This window comes from Bradyrhizobium sp. AZCC 1578 (assembly GCF_036924675.1).
In the GTDB taxonomy this organism is placed as follows: domain Bacteria; phylum Pseudomonadota; class Alphaproteobacteria; order Rhizobiales; family Xanthobacteraceae; genus Bradyrhizobium.
Window position 1 is genome coordinate 3,903,233 of the sequence record NZ_JAZHRZ010000001.1, and the last position, 14,659, is coordinate 3,917,891.

A 14,659-nucleotide genomic window follows, 5' to 3' on the forward strand; every position below is an offset into this window, starting at 1 on the left:
GTTTAGGGCCAAGCGAACATGCAGTAACCGCATCTACAGGAGTCGGGTCTATAACGTGCCGCTAAGTGAGGCGAGAGAATGAAAGCAGAAAATCGGCTGGCGGTGTTTTGCCTGGTAGTGCTGTCCATCATCATTGCGGGCATCATGGTCGAGAAGTTTTGGGACTGTCGTCTCAAAGGAGGAGCGGAAGAGGCCTGCTTGCGCACGCCTGCTCCTTACACGCCACCATAGAGCGCGCCAACTGAGGCAGCCTAATCGTAGCCCTTGCCATTAGGTCTGCTGGAGCGAAGACCGCAATGGGTCATTCGCGTCGAATGATTGCATTCGTCAGAGGTCCGCCTTTCCTGCAACTGCGGACATGAGTTGTGACGAAAAAATCTGCGTTGTGTTGGGCTCGCGGGGCCTGCAATCGGGCTGGGCGGAATTGCCCCAACCGTGGCCGATTTGCTATGTGTCGCACTACAGGAGGGACCCGCATGACGACGCAGCAATCTAGGGCGGAGCTATAGGCCAGCGACCTTAGGTTTTTGCGCAGCGTCGGCGCGCTGATGGCCGAACGCGTGGCACTGGAAGCCATGGGCAAGGTCCGGGTTCGTGACGCGCTGACGCGGCGGGAATTGCTAGACTTTGCGCGCGGCGGCCATGACCTGATCGGCTCACCATCGACGACTGCGAAAGCCCACCCCGACCGGCGGGCTTTTTCGCTGGTGCAGCCCCGGCCGCACAGATGGACTCTCGAAAATCGGACGCATCAGCAGCCTTAGAGCGGCACGCCCTACCACGAACCCCGCAAACTACCACGACGCTACCACGGCAGAAAACGCACGACTGCCGACCCCCGATGGGGGTCAGCTAAGTCATTACCAATGTTGAGAGAAGTTGGAGCGGGCGAAGGGGCTCGAACCCTCGACCCCGACCTTGGCAAGGTCGTGCTCTACCACTGAGCTACACCCGCATCCGAGATGGCGGCGATCGCTCGCCGTCAACGGCAGACCTATGCCAAATGCGGGCTGCGAATGCAACAGTCCGCGCACGGTCCGAAGCTTTTCCGGATAATCCGATTTCTTTGACTAAATAGGCTCGAATCGGTCCGAAACAACGGCAAATGGAATTGCCGGGCCTCGTGCCATCGCCGGGAACCCAGAATTAGCCGCCAGCGCGATAGCCCGATTCGCGGGGCCCCTGGTCCCGGACGGTTCGGAACGCCGGCCGGATCGGCGGTTGCACCCTTCATCCGTCGAATGCCCCATGGCCAACACAGCCTGCAGAAGACGGCGAAGCCCGGACCGATTGATTTTTGCGGCCAAGCCGCCATCTAGCGAACGAGAACTTGGTGCCGGACCGTGCTAGAAGCAGCGGACCCGCAGCCGATATTCTGCGTTCCTTCTCGAGACATCAGGTGAGGATACCGTGACGATAGTTGAGCAGGGCGGCGGCCCGGCACCGCAGGCAGTACCCGATCTGATCAAGGAGACGACCACCCAGACCTTCGTGAAGGATGTCATCGAGGAATCGAAGCGCCAGCCGGTGCTGATCGACTTCTGGGCGCCCTGGTGCGGCCCCTGCCGTCAGCTCACGCCGGTGCTGGAAAAGGCGGTTCGGGCCGCCAAGGGTAAGGTCAAACTGGTCAAGATGAATATCGACGAGCATCCGGCCATTCCGGGCCAGATGGGCATTCAGTCGATCCCGGCGGTGATCGCGTTCGTGGGCGGCCAACCCGCCGATGGTTTTATGGGCGCGGTGCCGGAGAGCCAGGTCAACGCCTTCATCGACAAGCTCACCAAGGGCATGACGGCGCCGGGTGAGCCGAACATTGCAGAAATTCTGAAAGAGGCTGAGGCCGTGCTGGCGGAAGGCGATCCGGCCGCCGCAGCACAGATTTATGCCGAGATACTCGGTTTCGATGCCACCAATATCGCCGCACTGGCCGGACTGGCGAAGTGCTACGTGACGACGGGTGCCGTCGAACAAGCCAAGCAGACGCTAGCGATGGTGCCGGAATCGAAGCGCAATGATGCCGCCGTCAAGGCGGTGCAGGCCTCGATCGACCTTGCCGAGCAGGCGCAGTCGGTCGGCCCGGTGACCGAGCTCGAACAAAAGGTCGCCGCAAACCCGCTCGACCATCAGGCGCGATTCGACTTGGCGACGGCGCTCAATGCGCTCGGCAAGCGCGCGGAGGCGACCAACCAATTGCTGGAAATCGTCAAGCGCGATCGGAAGTGGAACGACGATGGCGCGCGCAAGCAGCTCGTGCAGTTCTTCGAGGCGTGGGGCGGCACCGACGAGGCAACAGTCGAGGGACGCAAGCGGCTGTCGACGATCCTATTCTCGTAGGACGTATTCCGCGCGCGGGACATGGTTTTGTGAAGAGAACACCCACCGAACCAACGAACTGACCGGGACTGCAGATGCCGATCAATGCCGAATACCGCGGACCCGGCGAGCTTCCCGAAATCATTCCGGTATTTCCGTTGCCGGGCGCGCTGTTGCTGCCGCGCGGCCAGATGCCGCTCAATATTTTCGAGCCGCGCTATCTGGCGATGGTGGACGACGCGCTGCGCGACGGCCACCGGCTGATCGGGATGATCCAGCCGGACATTTCCCACTCCAGGGACGAGACAAGGCCGGTGCTGTTCCAAGTCGGCTGTGTCGGCCGCATCACCCAGCTCGCCGAATCCGGCGACGGCCGCTACATCCTCGAATTGACCGGGGTCGCGCGCTTCAAGGTGGTCGAGGAAATCGCAGCGCTGACTACGTACCGGCAATGCAAGGTGGACTTCTTCCCCTATGCCGATGATTTCGTCGCGCGCAAAGGCGAGGAGGAAGTCGACCGCACGGCGTTGCTCGACGTGCTGAACGATTTTCTAAAAGCCAACAATCTGAAGGTGGATTGGGAAGGTATCGAGAGCGCGCCGAACGAGGCGCTGGTCAATGCGCTCGCGATGATGTCGCCGTATGGTCCGGCGGAGAAGCAGGCGATGCTGGAGGCGCCGGACCTGAAAACCCGCGCCGAGATCCTGATTGCGGTGACCGAAATGGACCTCGCCAAGAAGCGGACCAGCGGCGACACCGGGCTGCAGTAGATGCAAGCCACTCGCCAAAGCGGTTCAGGCACGTTGCGAGGCCTGCCGCTAATCCACGTGTACCCTGCTTGACGCCCCTTCAGTGCGCCATGGTCCGAGCAGCCTTGCGCCGTCGCGCCGGTTGAGCCTGGGGGCGCACCATTGACAGAACGCTGGCGCCACTCATTGGTCGGCCAAGATAATAGCCCTGCATTTCAGTGCATGCCTCTGCATGGAGGATTTCGAGCTGTTCCTCGGTTTCGACTCCTTCGGCCGTCGTCGTCCTGCCGAGATTGACCGCAAATCGAACCACCGCGCGAGCAATCAGGCGCGATTCCTCCTTTGCATCCGACAATGCGTTGACGAAGCTGCGATCGATCTTGATCTTGTCGAATGGAAACCTCTGAACGAGGCTTAGCGATGAATAGCCGGTCCCAAAATCGTCCAGGGCGATTCGCACACCCAATTTGTGTAACTGATCGAGCGCAGCGAACACGGCCTCGCTGTCATGCATGGTGACCGTCTCGGTGACCTCGAGCTCAAGTCTTTGTGGCGCAATTCCCGAATTCGCGAGCGCCGCCACGATGATCGAAACCAGCTCTTTGCTCCTGAATTGAGCGGGTGACAGGTTTACTGCGATCCGCAGATCGGTGGGCCATTTGGCCGCCTCGGCACAGGCGGCCCTCAGCACCCATTCTCCGAGAGGCACGATCAAGCCTGTTTCTTCCGCAAGCGGGATAAAGTCGGCAGGCATGACCAGGCCGCGCTGAGGATGATGCCAGCGCAACAGCGCCTCAAAGCCGCTGGTTTCTCCGCTCGCAACATTGACAATCGGCTGGTAGTGGAGCTCGAATTCACCCTTGGCAAGCGCATCACGCATATCGCGCTCCAGGTTGCGCCGGGCACGCATGAGCTGGTCCAGCTCGGGCTCGAAGAAGCGGAATGCGCCGCGTCCGCCGCTCTTGGCGGAATAGAGCGCGAGATCTGCGCTCTTCAGGATCTCGTCAGGGCTGGTTCCGTCGCGCGGCGCGATAGCAATGCCGATGCTGGTGCCGATGGTCACCCGATGGTCGCCGAGATCGAAAGGTTCGCAGAGCGCGTGGCTGATTTTCTCGGCGAGGGCCGCGGCTTCGACGACGGGATTGGTCACGTAGTCGATAACGGCGAACTCGTCGCCGCCCAGCCGTGCAATCAGCGCCGTATCGCGGATGCATTCGAGCAGCCGCGCGGCGACGGCTTGCAGCAGCTTGTCACCTGTCGGATGACCGAGCGTGTCGTTGACTTCCTTGAAGCGATCGAGATCGAGCATCAAGACGGCAAGACCGGATCCGCCCTCGCGGATGATTGCAAGCGCGTGCTCCATGCGCACTCTCAGCCGCACGCGATTTGGCAGGTCGGTCAGCGCGTCATGCTGGGCCATATGGATGATCCGGGCTTCGGAGCGCCGCTGCTCGGTGACGTCGAGGTGCGTCGCCACCCACCCGCCGCCTGCCATTGGCTGTCGAGTCACGCAGATCAGCCGGCCATCGGCAAACTCGTCGATGCGGCTTGCGGTTGCGTTCACGGGCAGCGCGTTGATGGTCGAGACTAATTGCTGCGCAGCCTCGCCCTTGAGGATACCGGTGGCGATGCGATGCTGGATGATCTCGCGGTGCGGTGTCCCCGGTCTCAGCAGTTCCGGCGGCAGCCTGTACATTTCGGCATAGCGGGCATTGCAGACGACGAGCCGCTTTTCTGCATCGAACATGCAGAGGCCCTCACCCATGTGATTAATGGCGGTGTCCAGCCTGAGCTTCTGTTCTTGCAGTTCTCGCTGGGAGCGTTCGACCTGCTGCCGGGCGACCGAAAGCTGGCTGATTATTTCCTCGAATTTGCTGGTGCGGCTGGCGAGGCGGCGATCCGCCAACACGCCAATCAGGCTCATTCCGAGCACCGATAAAGCCACGCCGGCGATCGCCAAGGCAAGGAAGCCGGGAGAGAGCGACAGCGTGTGGGATGTCTGCGTCGGGTCGGGAACGATCTGCACCGCGCCCATGGCGGTGAAATGATGCGAGACAATTGCAAGGGTCAGCATGAGCGCCGCTGCCAGCGTGCCCCTTTTTTCCTTATAGCCAAGCGCAATCGCCAGCGCGGCAGAACTGAAGAATATGCCGAGGCCGATCGAGACAAACACGAGGTCGAGCGACCAGGTTACGTGGCCCGGCACTTCGAGCGCCCACATGCCGAGATAGTGCATGCTCGCAATGCCTGTGCCTATGACGGCACCGCCGGCTGCCGCGCGCCACCGTCCGGAATTCCTGACAGCAAGTCCAAAGCCACTGGATGTCAGTATCATCGCTGCGGCAAGCGACAGCGCCGTCAGGACGAGGCCGTAGTCGGTTGATACGCCAGGCTCGTAAGCAAGCATTGCGACGAAATGCGTCGCCCAGATTCCGTATCCGATCGCAGCGCCTGCAATTGCGATCCAGATCAGCCGCGTTCGGGCCTGTGAAGCAATTGCGCGATGAAAGATGTTGACGGCAACGGTGCTGGAAACGAGGCAAACCAAACCAGCGAGCAGAACAAGCCGCCAATCGTGCTCGGCAATAAGGCAATTAAAAACGCGGAACATATTACGGGCCCCATCGTCAATGCTGCCGATGAAAGCGCGTAATTGGCATTGTCCCGTTAATTTCGTGCAATACCGGGTTCCATGCTTATTGGGCCGTAAATGCAATCGGCGCAATGACAGCCGAATCCCCGTAAAACCACCGGAAGCTTGTTACCTTGATACCGTAATGATTGCGCAACAGGTCGAGCGACGTAGCACTAGTTGCCAGGAGCGTGGGCTAATATCCCACAATTGCCAGTACCACGACGGCGCCAAGGGCTTTCCAGCCGAAGCCGCGTCCGCGCGACCACCACGCATTGGCGGCGGCGGCAAAGGCGTAGATCGCGACGATCGTTGCGACGATCCAGTGCCGCGCGCTCTCCGATCCAAACGAGGGCGCGGCAATCAGCAGCACTCCGCCGCCGATCCAGGCCACCGTACCCGCCTGCCATACCAGGCGGATGAGGGTGCGCAGGCTTTCGGGCTGAATGGTCGCCTTGGCGAACACCTTGGTTTCCCCGAGCACGCCATGGATCAGGGCCACCGCTATGCCGGCGACGCCGGCGCATTGCAAAATCAGATCGCGCATCGATAACGTCTCCATACACTGCTGTATGGTATGCGCTGCATTCTGGCGCCTGTCAATACAGTGGTGTATGGTGGTAAGATCGCGGAACCCAGATGAGCAATCAACTAGCGGCAAAGGACTGGCTCGATCAGGGCCTGAAGACGTTGGCGACCCGTGGCTTCACCGCACTGAAGGCGGAGCCTTTGGCCAAGGCGATGGGGGTGTCGCGCGGCAGCTTCTATTGGCATTTCGCCGATATTGGCGCGTTCCATGCCGCAGTCCTCGCACGCTGGCATGAGGTCGCGGCCGAGCAGATCATCGCCAATGTCGAGGCGGCCTCGAAGGACGAGAACCCGCTCGCGCTGCTGCTGCGCCGCGTGTTCGGCGAACGGCTGATGCTGGAACGGGCGGTCCGCACCTGGGCGAGCGTCGATCCTGCCGCCCGCGCCGCCGTGCAGGCGATCGACCGGCGCCGGCTCGGCTATGTCGAAGGTCTTTTGGCGCAATCCGGATTGTCGACGGATGTGGCCCGCGCCCGGGCGCAAATCCTGTATTGGGCATTTCTCGGCTTTGCGCTGTCGGATCAGCCATTGCCGAAGGCACGACAAGAGGCCGTGGTCGACGAATTGGTACGGATGTCAGCGTCATGACACCTCGCGATTTGGTATGCTAAGGGCTACGCCTATCTGGAGAGAGTAAATGACAGCCCCGCCCGAACGCCTCGACGGCACCGTCGATCGAAAATTGCTGGAGATCCTGGTCTGTCCGGTGACCAAGGGTCCGCTCGAATTCGATTCGAGCCGGCAGGAATTGATTTCGCGTTCCGCCAAGCTCGCCTATCCGATCCGCGACGGCATCCCGATCATGTTGCCGGAAGAGGCGCGGAAGATCGAGTGACGAAGCCGGCGAGTGGTGAGTGGCGAATAGCGAGTGATCTATTCGCCACTCCCTATTCGCCATTCGCCTTCTACAGCGCCTCGCCCTTCAACAATCGCGGCACCTCGCCCGACAATCCCGCTGCTTGGCGGATGAACAAGTTCTTCAGCGGCGGCGCGCGATCGACGAGGCCGAGCCCGATATCCCGCACGGTGCGCAGCAGCGTCGATTCGTTCGAGAACAGAAAATTCAGCGAGTTGGTCGCAACGCCCATGGCCATGGTGTCGAACCGCCGCCAGCGCTGGTAGCGGTCGAGCACATCGGCCTGCCCAGGATCGATGCCGAGCCGGGCCGCATCGACCACGACTTCGGCCAACGCCGCGACGTCCTTCAGGCCCATATTGAGCCCCTGCCCCGCGATCGGATGAATCACATGCGCGGCGTCGCCGACCAGCGCCAGCCGCTCGGCGATGAATGAGCGCGCAACGAAATAGCCGAGCGGAAACGCGCGCGGCTTGTCGAGCGCCTTGATCTCGCCGAGGTGCAGCCCGAAGCGCTTCTCGAGCTCATCGTGGAATTCGGCTTCGCCAAGCGCAGTGATGCGTGCGGCCTCGTTCCGGTTCTCGGTCCACACCAGCGACGAGCGCTTTCCATTCAGCGGCAGGATCGCGAACGGACCCGCCGGGAGAAAATGCTCTTCGGCACGACCGTGATGATCCCGCTCATGGCCGACGGTGACCACGATGCCGGATTGATCGTAGTCCCAGCCATGGGTGGCAATGCCGGCGCGCTCGCGCAGTCTTGAGCGCGCGCCGTCGGCGGCGACCAGCAGGCTTGCCTCGATGACACCGCCGTCGGCGAGCGTCACGGTGACGCCATCGGAACGTGAATCGTAAGTCGAAACGGCGGTAGCCCGGAGATCGATGCCATCGGCCTCGGCGCGCTCCACCAGCGCGTCGATCAGGCGGCGATTCTCGACCATGTGGGCAAACGGCTCGCCGGGTTCGACATCTCCCGCAAACGTCAGGAATACCGGGCGTGTCGCGTCATCCAACCTGGAGTCGGTAACGACCATGTCGAGGATGGCTTGCGAATCCGACACCTGATTCCAGACGCCGAGCGTCTCAAAAAGCCGCCGGCAGGCGGCCACAATAGCGGTCGCGCGTGGGTCGCGGCTCGGCCGCAGCCCGAGCGCGGGATCGGCGACGACAACGGGAATCTCCGCGCCAAGGCCCTGGCGGAGCGCCAGCGCCAGCGCCAGCCCGGCAAAGGCGCCGCCGCAGATGACAATACTTCGCTGTGTCGCCATGCCATCCGTACCCGGTTACGCCCTCAGACCAGACTTGCTACCTGATAATAGCTGGGCGAAACAGGGCCGAGAAACAAGGTCCTTAACCGGACGTCATTCCGGGCCGCGCTAGCGCGAACCCGGAATCCAGAGGTTTGGCACGAGATTTCGGGTTCGCCTCCTCGAGACGCCCCGGAATGACGGCACCTCCACGAATTGAAAGCACCACCATGTCCAAAGGCCTGATTGACCTGATTTCCATCCTCGATCTGGAGCCGCTCGAGGTGAACCTGTTCCGCGGCAACAGCCCGAAGACGAGCTGGCAGCGGGTGTTCGGCGGACAGGTGATCGGGCAGGCCATGGTCGCGGCATGCCGCACTGTCGAAGGCCGCCTGCCACATTCGATCCATTGCTATTTCATCCTGCCCGGCGATCCGCAGATTCCGATCATCTACGAGGTCGAACGGCTGCGCGACGGCAAGAGCTATTCGACAAGGCGCGTCACCGCGATCCAGCACGGCAATGCGATCTTCTCCATCATGGTTTCTTTTCATGCCGAGGAGGAAGGCGCCTTCGACCATCAGGACAAGATGCCGGACGTGCCGCCGCCGGAGAAACTCACCGCCGAGGAAGTGGCAAAACAGCCGATGTTCCGCGAGATGCCGGAATTCATCCGCCGCTACTACGAATCCGACCGGCCGATCGAACTGCGCCCGGTCGAGCTCGGCCGCTATTTCGGCCAGAAGATCGACGACGGGCGCATCCATGTCTGGATCCGCACCGCGGCCAAGCTGCCCGACGATCCGGCGCTGCACATGTGCGCGCTGGCCTATGCGTCGGATTTCTCGCTGCTTGACGCGGTGATGGCGCGCTACGGCCGCACGCTGTTTGACAAGCGCATGATGCCGGCGAGCCTCGATCACGCGATGTGGTTTCACCGACCGTTCCGCGCCGACGAATGGCTGCTCTACGCACAGGATTCGCCGAGCGCGCAGGACGGCCGCGGATTGACCCGCGGCCTGATCTTCAAGCCTGACGGCACACTGGTGGCGTCGGTCGCCCAGGAAGGCTCGGTCCGCCAGCGCAAGTAAGAGCGTGACCTCTTACGCTTTCGCCAGCGTTCCGCGCTCGGCCAGCGCGAATTGCGACGCGTACCAGCGTGCGTACCAGGCCAGCATCCACGGGATCGGAATGATGAAGATGCAGGCGATCACGAACACGATGGTTCGCCACAGCACTTCCAGTCCGGACGCGGTGAAGATGACCTCGCGCTGCGTGCCGTCGATGTTGCGGCAGATCCAGCGCATCCAGGCCGTGACCACCCAGGCCCAGCCGACGATGGTAATGAAGGACACGTACAACAGCACATGCCAGCCGACATAGCCCAACGCGCTGCCGTTGAAGGCGATCGGAAGCGGCTGGTCGTTGGAGCTCAGGTTGGAAGCGATCCAGCGAATGACCATCCAGGCCAGCACGGCCTGAAGCGGGATCGAGAGGTATTGCAGGTAATAGAGGTCGGCCGAGCCCACATAAGTCAAAATGCCGATGGCGATGAAGACGTACCAGATGTCGAGGGGCTGGCCCGTGAAAGCAAGGTTCGGTCGGCCCGGCACGTAGAGCCGGGAAAAGATCCAGCGATAGAACCAGGTCGCAACCCAAGGCGCCGGAATCACCAGCACCATGCCGATGACGAACACAAGGCTGCGTCCGAGGAGCTCCCACAGCCCGACATCGATCGATAGCGCACCGCCGCCGTACCCTCCACCTGCAGCCGTAGGCGGGCCACCAGGTTGCGCGAAGGCGGGCGGGCCAGATCCGCCGGGTATCATCCCCGGAATTTCTCCTGCCCGCTGCCAGCCCGACATTCCCTCGGTCCAGACCAGCGTATCCGCCCCGACCATGCCGCGGGTGATGAGGTCGCGAAGCTGGGCCTCCGGATAAGGGCCCTGTTGCTGTCCGTTGGCTGCATAAAACCACGATCGGTTCGACATTTTATTTCCTTGAGCCGTGGAAAATGGAGGTAGCCGGCGGGCGGCTGGGGGTGAAACCGCATTTTGGCGGACGTTACAGGTGCCTGTACAGTGATCGATGTCACCAGCTCGAAATGTTTTCCCCTTCTACCTGCAACTTTTTTGTGCCATTTGCCCAGAAAGATGCCAGATTTGCGTCGGCGGTCCGCCGTCGGGGCACCCAGCCTGTTGCGTGCTCAAAAATACCCCAGAGAAATGAAGGCCTGACCATGAAGCTTGTCGTCGCGATCATCAAACCCTTCAAGCTTGACGAGGTACGCCAGGCGCTGACGGCCATCGGCGTCCACGGCATGACGGTGACGGAGGTCAAGGGTTACGGCCGCCAGAAGGGCCACACCGAAATCTATCGGGGCGCCGAATATGTCGTGAACTTTCTGCCCAAGCTCCGAATCGAAATTGCGGTCGCCTCCGACGTTGCGGACAAGGCGGTCGAGGTCATTACCGCGAACGCGCGTACCGGGCAGATCGGTGACGGCAAGATCTTCGTCACGCCGATCGACCATGCACTGAGAATCCGCACCGGCGAGACCGATAGCGACGCGCTCTGAGACATCACGGAATTCGAGGCGCGGCGGCAACGACGCTGAACGCGCGAAGCCAAGAAGCGGCAACGAAACGACAACCGGCCGGGGGAATTTTATGGGGGCACCATCGTATCGTGCAGCAGGCAATGCTGCGCTCATTGCTCTTGCGGCGAGCTTCGCACTCATCACGCCGGCGCAAGCCGAGACGTCCACCATCAGTGCCGCCGACACCGCGTGGATGATCGTCGCCACCGCGCTGGTGTTGATGATGACGATACCGGGCCTGGCGCTGTTCTATTCCGGCATGGTGCGCAAGAAGAACGTGCTGGCGACCATGGCGCAAAGCCTCGCCGCCGTCGCGATCATCTCGATTCTCTGGGTGGCCTTCGGCTATTCGCTGGCTTTTGTCGGCGATGGCGCCTGGATCGGCACGCTCGATCGCTGGTTTCTGACCGGCATGACGATGGAGAGCGTCAATCCGGCGGCGAAGACGATTCCGGAAGCGCTTTTCATGCTGTACCAGATGACGTTTGCGATCATCACGGTGGCGCTGGTGGCGGGCGCGGTGGCCGACCGGATGCGGTTCTCGGCCTATCTCCTGTTCTCCGTCGGCTGGTTCATGTTCGTCTATGTGCCGCTCGCGCATTGGGTGTGGGGCGGCGGTTTTCTTGCCACCATGGGCGTGCTGGATTTCGCCGGCGGTCTCGTCGTGCATCTTTCCGCCGGCGTCGGCGGACTGGTGGCTGCGATGGTGATGGGCCGACGTCACGGCTATGGCAGCGAGAACCTCGCGCCGTTCGACCTCTCGCTCGCCGTGATCGGCACCGGATTGCTGTGGGTCGGCTGGTTCGGCTTCAACGGCGGATCGGCGCTGGCCGCGAACTCGCGCGCGGTCATGGCGATCACCGCGACGCATCTGGCCGCCTGCGCCGGCGCGCTGACCTGGGCCGCGATCGAATGGGCAACACGACGCAAACCGTCGGTACTCGGCATGATCTCGGGCGCGGTTGCGGGCCTCGGCACAATCACGCCAGCCTCCGGATTCGTTGCGCCCTGGCATGGCGTCGTGATCGGCGTCGTCGCGGGAACGCTCTGCTTCTGGGCCTGCACCTGGCTCAAGCAGCGCTTCAAATATGACGACTCGCTCGACGTGTTCGGCGTTCACGGCATCGGGGGATTGACCGGCACATTGCTCGCCGGCGTCTTCGCGGTGAACGCGATCGGGGGCACTGCCGGCCTGATCGAGGGCAATGCGCAGCAGGTACTGACCCAGCTCTATGGCGTCGCGGTCACGCTCGTCTGGTCTGGCGGCATTACCTTTATCCTGCTCAAGCTGGTGGGCGTGTTCGCGCCGCTGCGGGTATCTTTCCAGCAGGAGCTGGAAGGCCTCGACATCTCGCAACACGGCGAAGCCCTGCAATAGGCCACCCACCGAATTACCGTTTGCTCTGCTGCTGGGCACGATTGCGGCCGGCCGTCAGGCCCTGCCCACGTTTTGGGCACCTCTGACTACGCTTTGGGCGCGGCGGAATGGCGCGGGAAGATGCAACTCTCGCAAAGGGCGAAAAGGTCCGGATTCATAGTCTGTTAGGGAACGATCCCGATCTGGCACGGCATTTGATTCTAAGGGTCTCGGCTGTGCCCGCGTAGTGAACATCTCCGCGTGGTGAACCTCAGTCGAGAACGCCCGGTCCGCTGACCCGGGCCCAAGCGGGGACCAAGACCCATGAAAATTGTTATGGCGATCATCAAGCCATTCAAACTCGAAGAAGTCCGGGACGCCCTGACCGCCATAGGCGTTCACGGCCTCACGGTGACGGAAGTCAAAGGCTATGGCCGCCAGAAGGGCCATACGGAAATCTATCGTGGCGCCGAATACGCCGTGAGCTTCTTGCCCAAGATCAAGATCGAGGTCGCGGTCGCCTCGGATCAGGTCGACAAGACCATCGACGCCATCACATCGGCTGCCAAGACCGGACAGATCGGCGACGGCAAGATCTTCGTCATCAACCTCGACCATGCGGTACGCATCCGCACCGGCGAGGCAGATGCCGCGGCCCTCTGATTTCGCGCACAAACCTTACCACTCAGGAGTAAAATCAAATGACGTTTAAACGTCCCTATAGCGCGGGACTGGCGGCCCTCGCAGTCGGCCTGTTCGCCGCGAACGCTGCCTACGCCGAGCCTACGGTCAACAAGGGAGACAACGCCTGGATGCTGACGTCGACAGTGCTGGTGCTGTTGATGACGATTCCGGGTCTGGCGCTGTTCTATGGCGGTCTCGTCCGCTCCAAGAACATGCTCTCGGTGCTGATGCAGGTTTTCTATACTGTCTGTATCGTCACCCTGCTCTGGGCGCTCTACGGCTACAGCCTTGCCTTCACCGGCGGTTCCGACTTCATCGGCGGCTTCTCCAAGGCGTTCCTGATGGGCGTGACCACAGATTCGAAGGCGGCGACCTTCAGCGTCGACGCCAACATCTCGGAGCTGGTCTATATCTGCTTCCAGATGACCTTCGCGGCGATCACGCCGGCCCTCATCGTCGGCGCCTTTGCCGAACGCATGAAGTTCTCGGCGATCGCGTTGTTCATCCCGCTCTGGGTCACGCTGATCTATTTGCCGATCGCCCACATGGTCTGGTACTGGCCTGGTCCGGATGCGATCACCGATGCCGCCAAGGCGCTTGCCGCTGCGGCTGATGGTGCAGCCAAGACCGCGGCGCAGGCCAAGCTCGACGAGATCAACGCCGACGCCGGCTGGATCTTCAAGAAGGGCGCTATCGACTTCGCGGGCGGCACCGTGGTGCACATCAACGCCGGCATCGCCGGTCTGGTCGGTGCGCTCCTGATCGGCAAGCGCGTCGGTTACGGCAAGGAGCTGATGGCTCCGCACTCCCTCACCATGACCATGATCGGCGCTTCGCTGCTCTGGGTCGGCTGGTTCGGGTTCAACGCCGGATCGAACCTCGAAGCCTCCGGCGGCGCCGCGCTCGCCATGACCAACTCCTTCGTTGCGACCGCAGCGGCGGCGATGGCCTGGATGTTCGCGGAATGGATCGTCAAGGGCCACCCCTCGGTGCTCGGCGCGCTGTCGGGCGCGGTCGCGGGCCTCGTCGCCGTCACGCCCGCGGCCGGCTTCGCCGGTCCGATGGGAGCGATCGTGCTCGGTCTCGTGGTCGGCGTCGTCTGCCTGTTCTTCTGCACCGTGGTGAAGAACTCGCTCGGCTATGACGACTCGCTCGACGTGTTCGGCGTCCACTGCGTCGGCGGCATCGTCGGCGCGCTCGGCACCGGTATCCTGGTGAATCCGGCCCTCGGTGGCACCGGCGTCATGGATTACGTCGCGGGCAAGATCGCAGACTACGACTTCGTCGCGCAGATGACCTCGCAGCTCTGGGGTGTCTGCACCACGCTGGTGTGGTCCGGCATCGGCTCGGCGATTCTGTTCAAGGTCGTCGATGTGATCGTCGGGCTGCGCGTCAACGTCGAGACCGAGCGTGAAGGCCTCGACGTCACCGAGCACACCGAGCGCGCGTACAATATGTAAGTTCTCCCGGGGTGCGATCTCTTAGAAGGGATCGCATCCACAACTCCGGTTCGGGCACATACCCGGCAATGCCCTGACCGTTGAGGGGCTCCAGCGCAAGCTGGAGCCCCTTTCTTTTTGTGCCCTCGCCTCGCCCGAAACTCGATGGCGGATGCTTTGCGGCGAGGTGCGCCGC

16 protein-coding genes and 1 tRNA gene are annotated in these 14,659 nt (G+C 62.2%); 12 read left to right on the plus strand and 5 right to left on the minus strand.

Features of this window, described 5'->3' with window-relative positions; translation table 11 throughout:
- The first annotated feature begins 78 nt into the window (after positions 1-78).
- The gene (locus tag V1290_RS18575; RefSeq protein ID WP_334365749.1) at positions 79-231 is read left to right on the plus strand and encodes a hypothetical protein; all 153 of its coding nucleotides are present in this window, start codon (positions 79-81) and stop codon (positions 229-231) included.
- A gap of 317 nt (positions 232-548) precedes the next feature.
- On the plus strand, positions 549-764 hold the full coding sequence (locus tag V1290_RS18580; protein WP_334365750.1) for a hypothetical protein: 216 nt from the start codon (positions 549-551) through the stop codon (positions 762-764).
- A gap of 116 nt (positions 765-880) precedes the next feature.
- On the opposite strand, the gene V1290_RS18585 is transcribed toward V1290_RS18580, so the two are convergent.
- Positions 881-955, minus strand: a tRNA-Gly gene (locus tag V1290_RS18585).
- Positions 956-1,410: 455 nt separating this feature from the next.
- Here V1290_RS18585 and trxA point away from each other — a divergent pair.
- Positions 1,411-2,334, plus strand: a complete 924-nt coding sequence (gene trxA, locus V1290_RS18590; RefSeq protein ID WP_334365751.1) for a thioredoxin — start codon at positions 1,411-1,413, stop codon at positions 2,332-2,334.
- Positions 2,335-2,408: 74 nt separating this feature from the next.
- Entirely contained in the window at positions 2,409-3,083 is a 675-nt protein-coding gene (locus V1290_RS18595; RefSeq protein WP_334365752.1) for an LON peptidase substrate-binding domain-containing protein, read from the plus strand.
- A gap of 79 nt (positions 3,084-3,162) precedes the next feature.
- On the opposite strand, the gene V1290_RS18600 is transcribed toward V1290_RS18595, so the two are convergent.
- Positions 3,163-5,610, minus strand: a complete 2,448-nt coding sequence (locus V1290_RS18600) for an EAL domain-containing protein (protein ID WP_442895065.1) — start codon at positions 5,608-5,610, stop codon at positions 3,163-3,165.
- On the opposite strand from V1290_RS18600, the gene V1290_RS18605 reads away from it, so the two are divergent.
- Positions 5,566-5,715: a hypothetical protein gene (locus V1290_RS18605; protein ID WP_334369290.1), complete on the plus strand. Its 150-nt coding sequence runs from the start codon at positions 5,566-5,568 to the stop codon at positions 5,713-5,715. The genes V1290_RS18600 and V1290_RS18605 overlap by 45 nt on opposite strands.
- A 175-nt stretch (positions 5,716-5,890) precedes the next feature.
- Here the strand turns inward: V1290_RS18605 and V1290_RS18610 are convergent, their stop codons facing one another.
- Positions 5,891-6,241: a hypothetical protein gene (locus V1290_RS18610; protein ID WP_334365753.1), complete on the minus strand. Its 351-nt coding sequence runs from the start codon at positions 6,239-6,241 to the stop codon at positions 5,891-5,893.
- 92 nt (positions 6,242-6,333) lie between these two features.
- Between V1290_RS18610 and V1290_RS18615 the strand changes: the two genes are divergently transcribed.
- Together V1290_RS18615 and V1290_RS18620 are read left to right on the plus strand one after the other, a co-directional pair.
- A complete protein-coding gene (locus V1290_RS18615) occupies positions 6,334-6,870 on the plus strand; it encodes a TetR/AcrR family transcriptional regulator (protein ID WP_334365754.1) in 537 nt (178 codons plus the stop codon).
- A 49-nt stretch (positions 6,871-6,919) separates the two neighbouring features.
- Positions 6,920-7,117 (plus strand): Trm112 family protein, encoded by a 198-nt coding sequence (locus tag V1290_RS18620; protein WP_334365755.1) that lies wholly within the window; start codon positions 6,920-6,922, stop codon positions 7,115-7,117.
- 70 nt (positions 7,118-7,187) lie between these two features.
- On the opposite strand, the gene V1290_RS18625 is transcribed toward V1290_RS18620, so the two are convergent.
- Positions 7,188-8,405: a ubiquinone biosynthesis hydroxylase gene (locus V1290_RS18625; protein WP_334365756.1), complete on the minus strand. Its 1,218-nt coding sequence runs from the start codon at positions 8,403-8,405 to the stop codon at positions 7,188-7,190.
- 209 nt (positions 8,406-8,614) lie between these two features.
- On the opposite strand from V1290_RS18625, the gene tesB reads away from it, so the two are divergent.
- Entirely contained in the window at positions 8,615-9,475 is an 861-nt protein-coding gene (gene tesB / locus V1290_RS18630) for an acyl-CoA thioesterase II (RefSeq protein ID WP_171578739.1), read from the plus strand.
- Positions 9,476-9,487: 12 nt separating this feature from the next.
- Here tesB and V1290_RS18635 read toward each other — a convergent pair whose 3' ends face one another.
- Complete coding sequence (locus tag V1290_RS18635; protein WP_334365757.1) at positions 9,488-10,375, minus strand: DUF4339 domain-containing protein; 888 nt, start codon at positions 10,373-10,375, stop codon at positions 9,488-9,490.
- A 248-nt stretch (positions 10,376-10,623) separates the two neighbouring features.
- On the opposite strand from V1290_RS18635, the gene V1290_RS18640 reads away from it, so the two are divergent.
- The 4 genes from V1290_RS18640 (at position 10,624) to V1290_RS18655 (ending at position 14,484) form a co-directional block, all read left to right on the plus strand.
- Positions 10,624-10,962: a P-II family nitrogen regulator gene (locus V1290_RS18640; RefSeq protein WP_028348351.1), complete on the plus strand. Its 339-nt coding sequence runs from the start codon at positions 10,624-10,626 to the stop codon at positions 10,960-10,962.
- A 91-nt stretch (positions 10,963-11,053) separates the two neighbouring features.
- Positions 11,054-12,361, plus strand: coding sequence for an ammonium transporter (locus V1290_RS18645; protein ID WP_334365758.1), 1,308 nt, complete (start codon positions 11,054-11,056; stop codon positions 12,359-12,361).
- A gap of 303 nt (positions 12,362-12,664) precedes the next feature.
- Positions 12,665-13,003, plus strand: a complete 339-nt coding sequence (locus V1290_RS18650) for a P-II family nitrogen regulator (protein ID WP_008142813.1) — start codon at positions 12,665-12,667, stop codon at positions 13,001-13,003.
- Between the two features lie 38 nt (positions 13,004-13,041).
- Positions 13,042-14,484, plus strand: a complete 1,443-nt coding sequence (locus tag V1290_RS18655) for an ammonium transporter (protein ID WP_334365759.1) — start codon at positions 13,042-13,044, stop codon at positions 14,482-14,484.
- Positions 14,485-14,659 lie beyond the last annotated feature (175 nt).

Bases quoted from the DNA above. Each gene is read 5' to 3' on its own strand.
- V1290_RS18575 (WP_334365749.1), top strand. From the start codon at position 79: ATGAAAGCAGAAAATCGGCTGGCGGTGTTTTGCCTGGTAGTGCTGTCC.
- V1290_RS18580 (WP_334365750.1), top strand. From the start codon at position 549: ATGGCCGAACGCGTGGCACTGGAAGCCATGGGCAAGGTCCGGGTTCGT.
- V1290_RS18595 (WP_334365752.1), top strand. From the start codon at position 2,409: ATGCCGATCAATGCCGAATACCGCGGACCCGGCGAGCTTCCCGAAATC.
- V1290_RS18605 (WP_334369290.1), top strand. From the start codon at position 5,566: ATGAAAGATGTTGACGGCAACGGTGCTGGAAACGAGGCAAACCAAACC.
- V1290_RS18610 (WP_334365753.1), bottom strand. From the start codon at position 6,241: ATGCGCGATCTGATTTTGCAATGCGCCGGCGTCGCCGGCATAGCGGTG.
- V1290_RS18615 (WP_334365754.1), top strand. From the start codon at position 6,334: ATGAGCAATCAACTAGCGGCAAAGGACTGGCTCGATCAGGGCCTGAAG.
- V1290_RS18620 (WP_334365755.1), top strand. From the start codon at position 6,920: ATGACAGCCCCGCCCGAACGCCTCGACGGCACCGTCGATCGAAAATTG.
- V1290_RS18625 (WP_334365756.1), bottom strand. From the start codon at position 8,405: ATGGCGACACAGCGAAGTATTGTCATCTGCGGCGGCGCCTTTGCCGGG.
- tesB (WP_171578739.1), top strand. From the start codon at position 8,615: ATGTCCAAAGGCCTGATTGACCTGATTTCCATCCTCGATCTGGAGCCG.
- V1290_RS18635 (WP_334365757.1), bottom strand. From the start codon at position 10,375: ATGTCGAACCGATCGTGGTTTTATGCAGCCAACGGACAGCAACAGGGC.
- V1290_RS18640 (WP_028348351.1), top strand. From the start codon at position 10,624: ATGAAGCTTGTCGTCGCGATCATCAAACCCTTCAAGCTTGACGAGGTA.
- V1290_RS18645 (WP_334365758.1), top strand. From the start codon at position 11,054: ATGGGGGCACCATCGTATCGTGCAGCAGGCAATGCTGCGCTCATTGCT.
- V1290_RS18650 (WP_008142813.1), top strand. From the start codon at position 12,665: ATGAAAATTGTTATGGCGATCATCAAGCCATTCAAACTCGAAGAAGTC.
- V1290_RS18655 (WP_334365759.1), top strand. From the start codon at position 13,042: ATGACGTTTAAACGTCCCTATAGCGCGGGACTGGCGGCCCTCGCAGTC.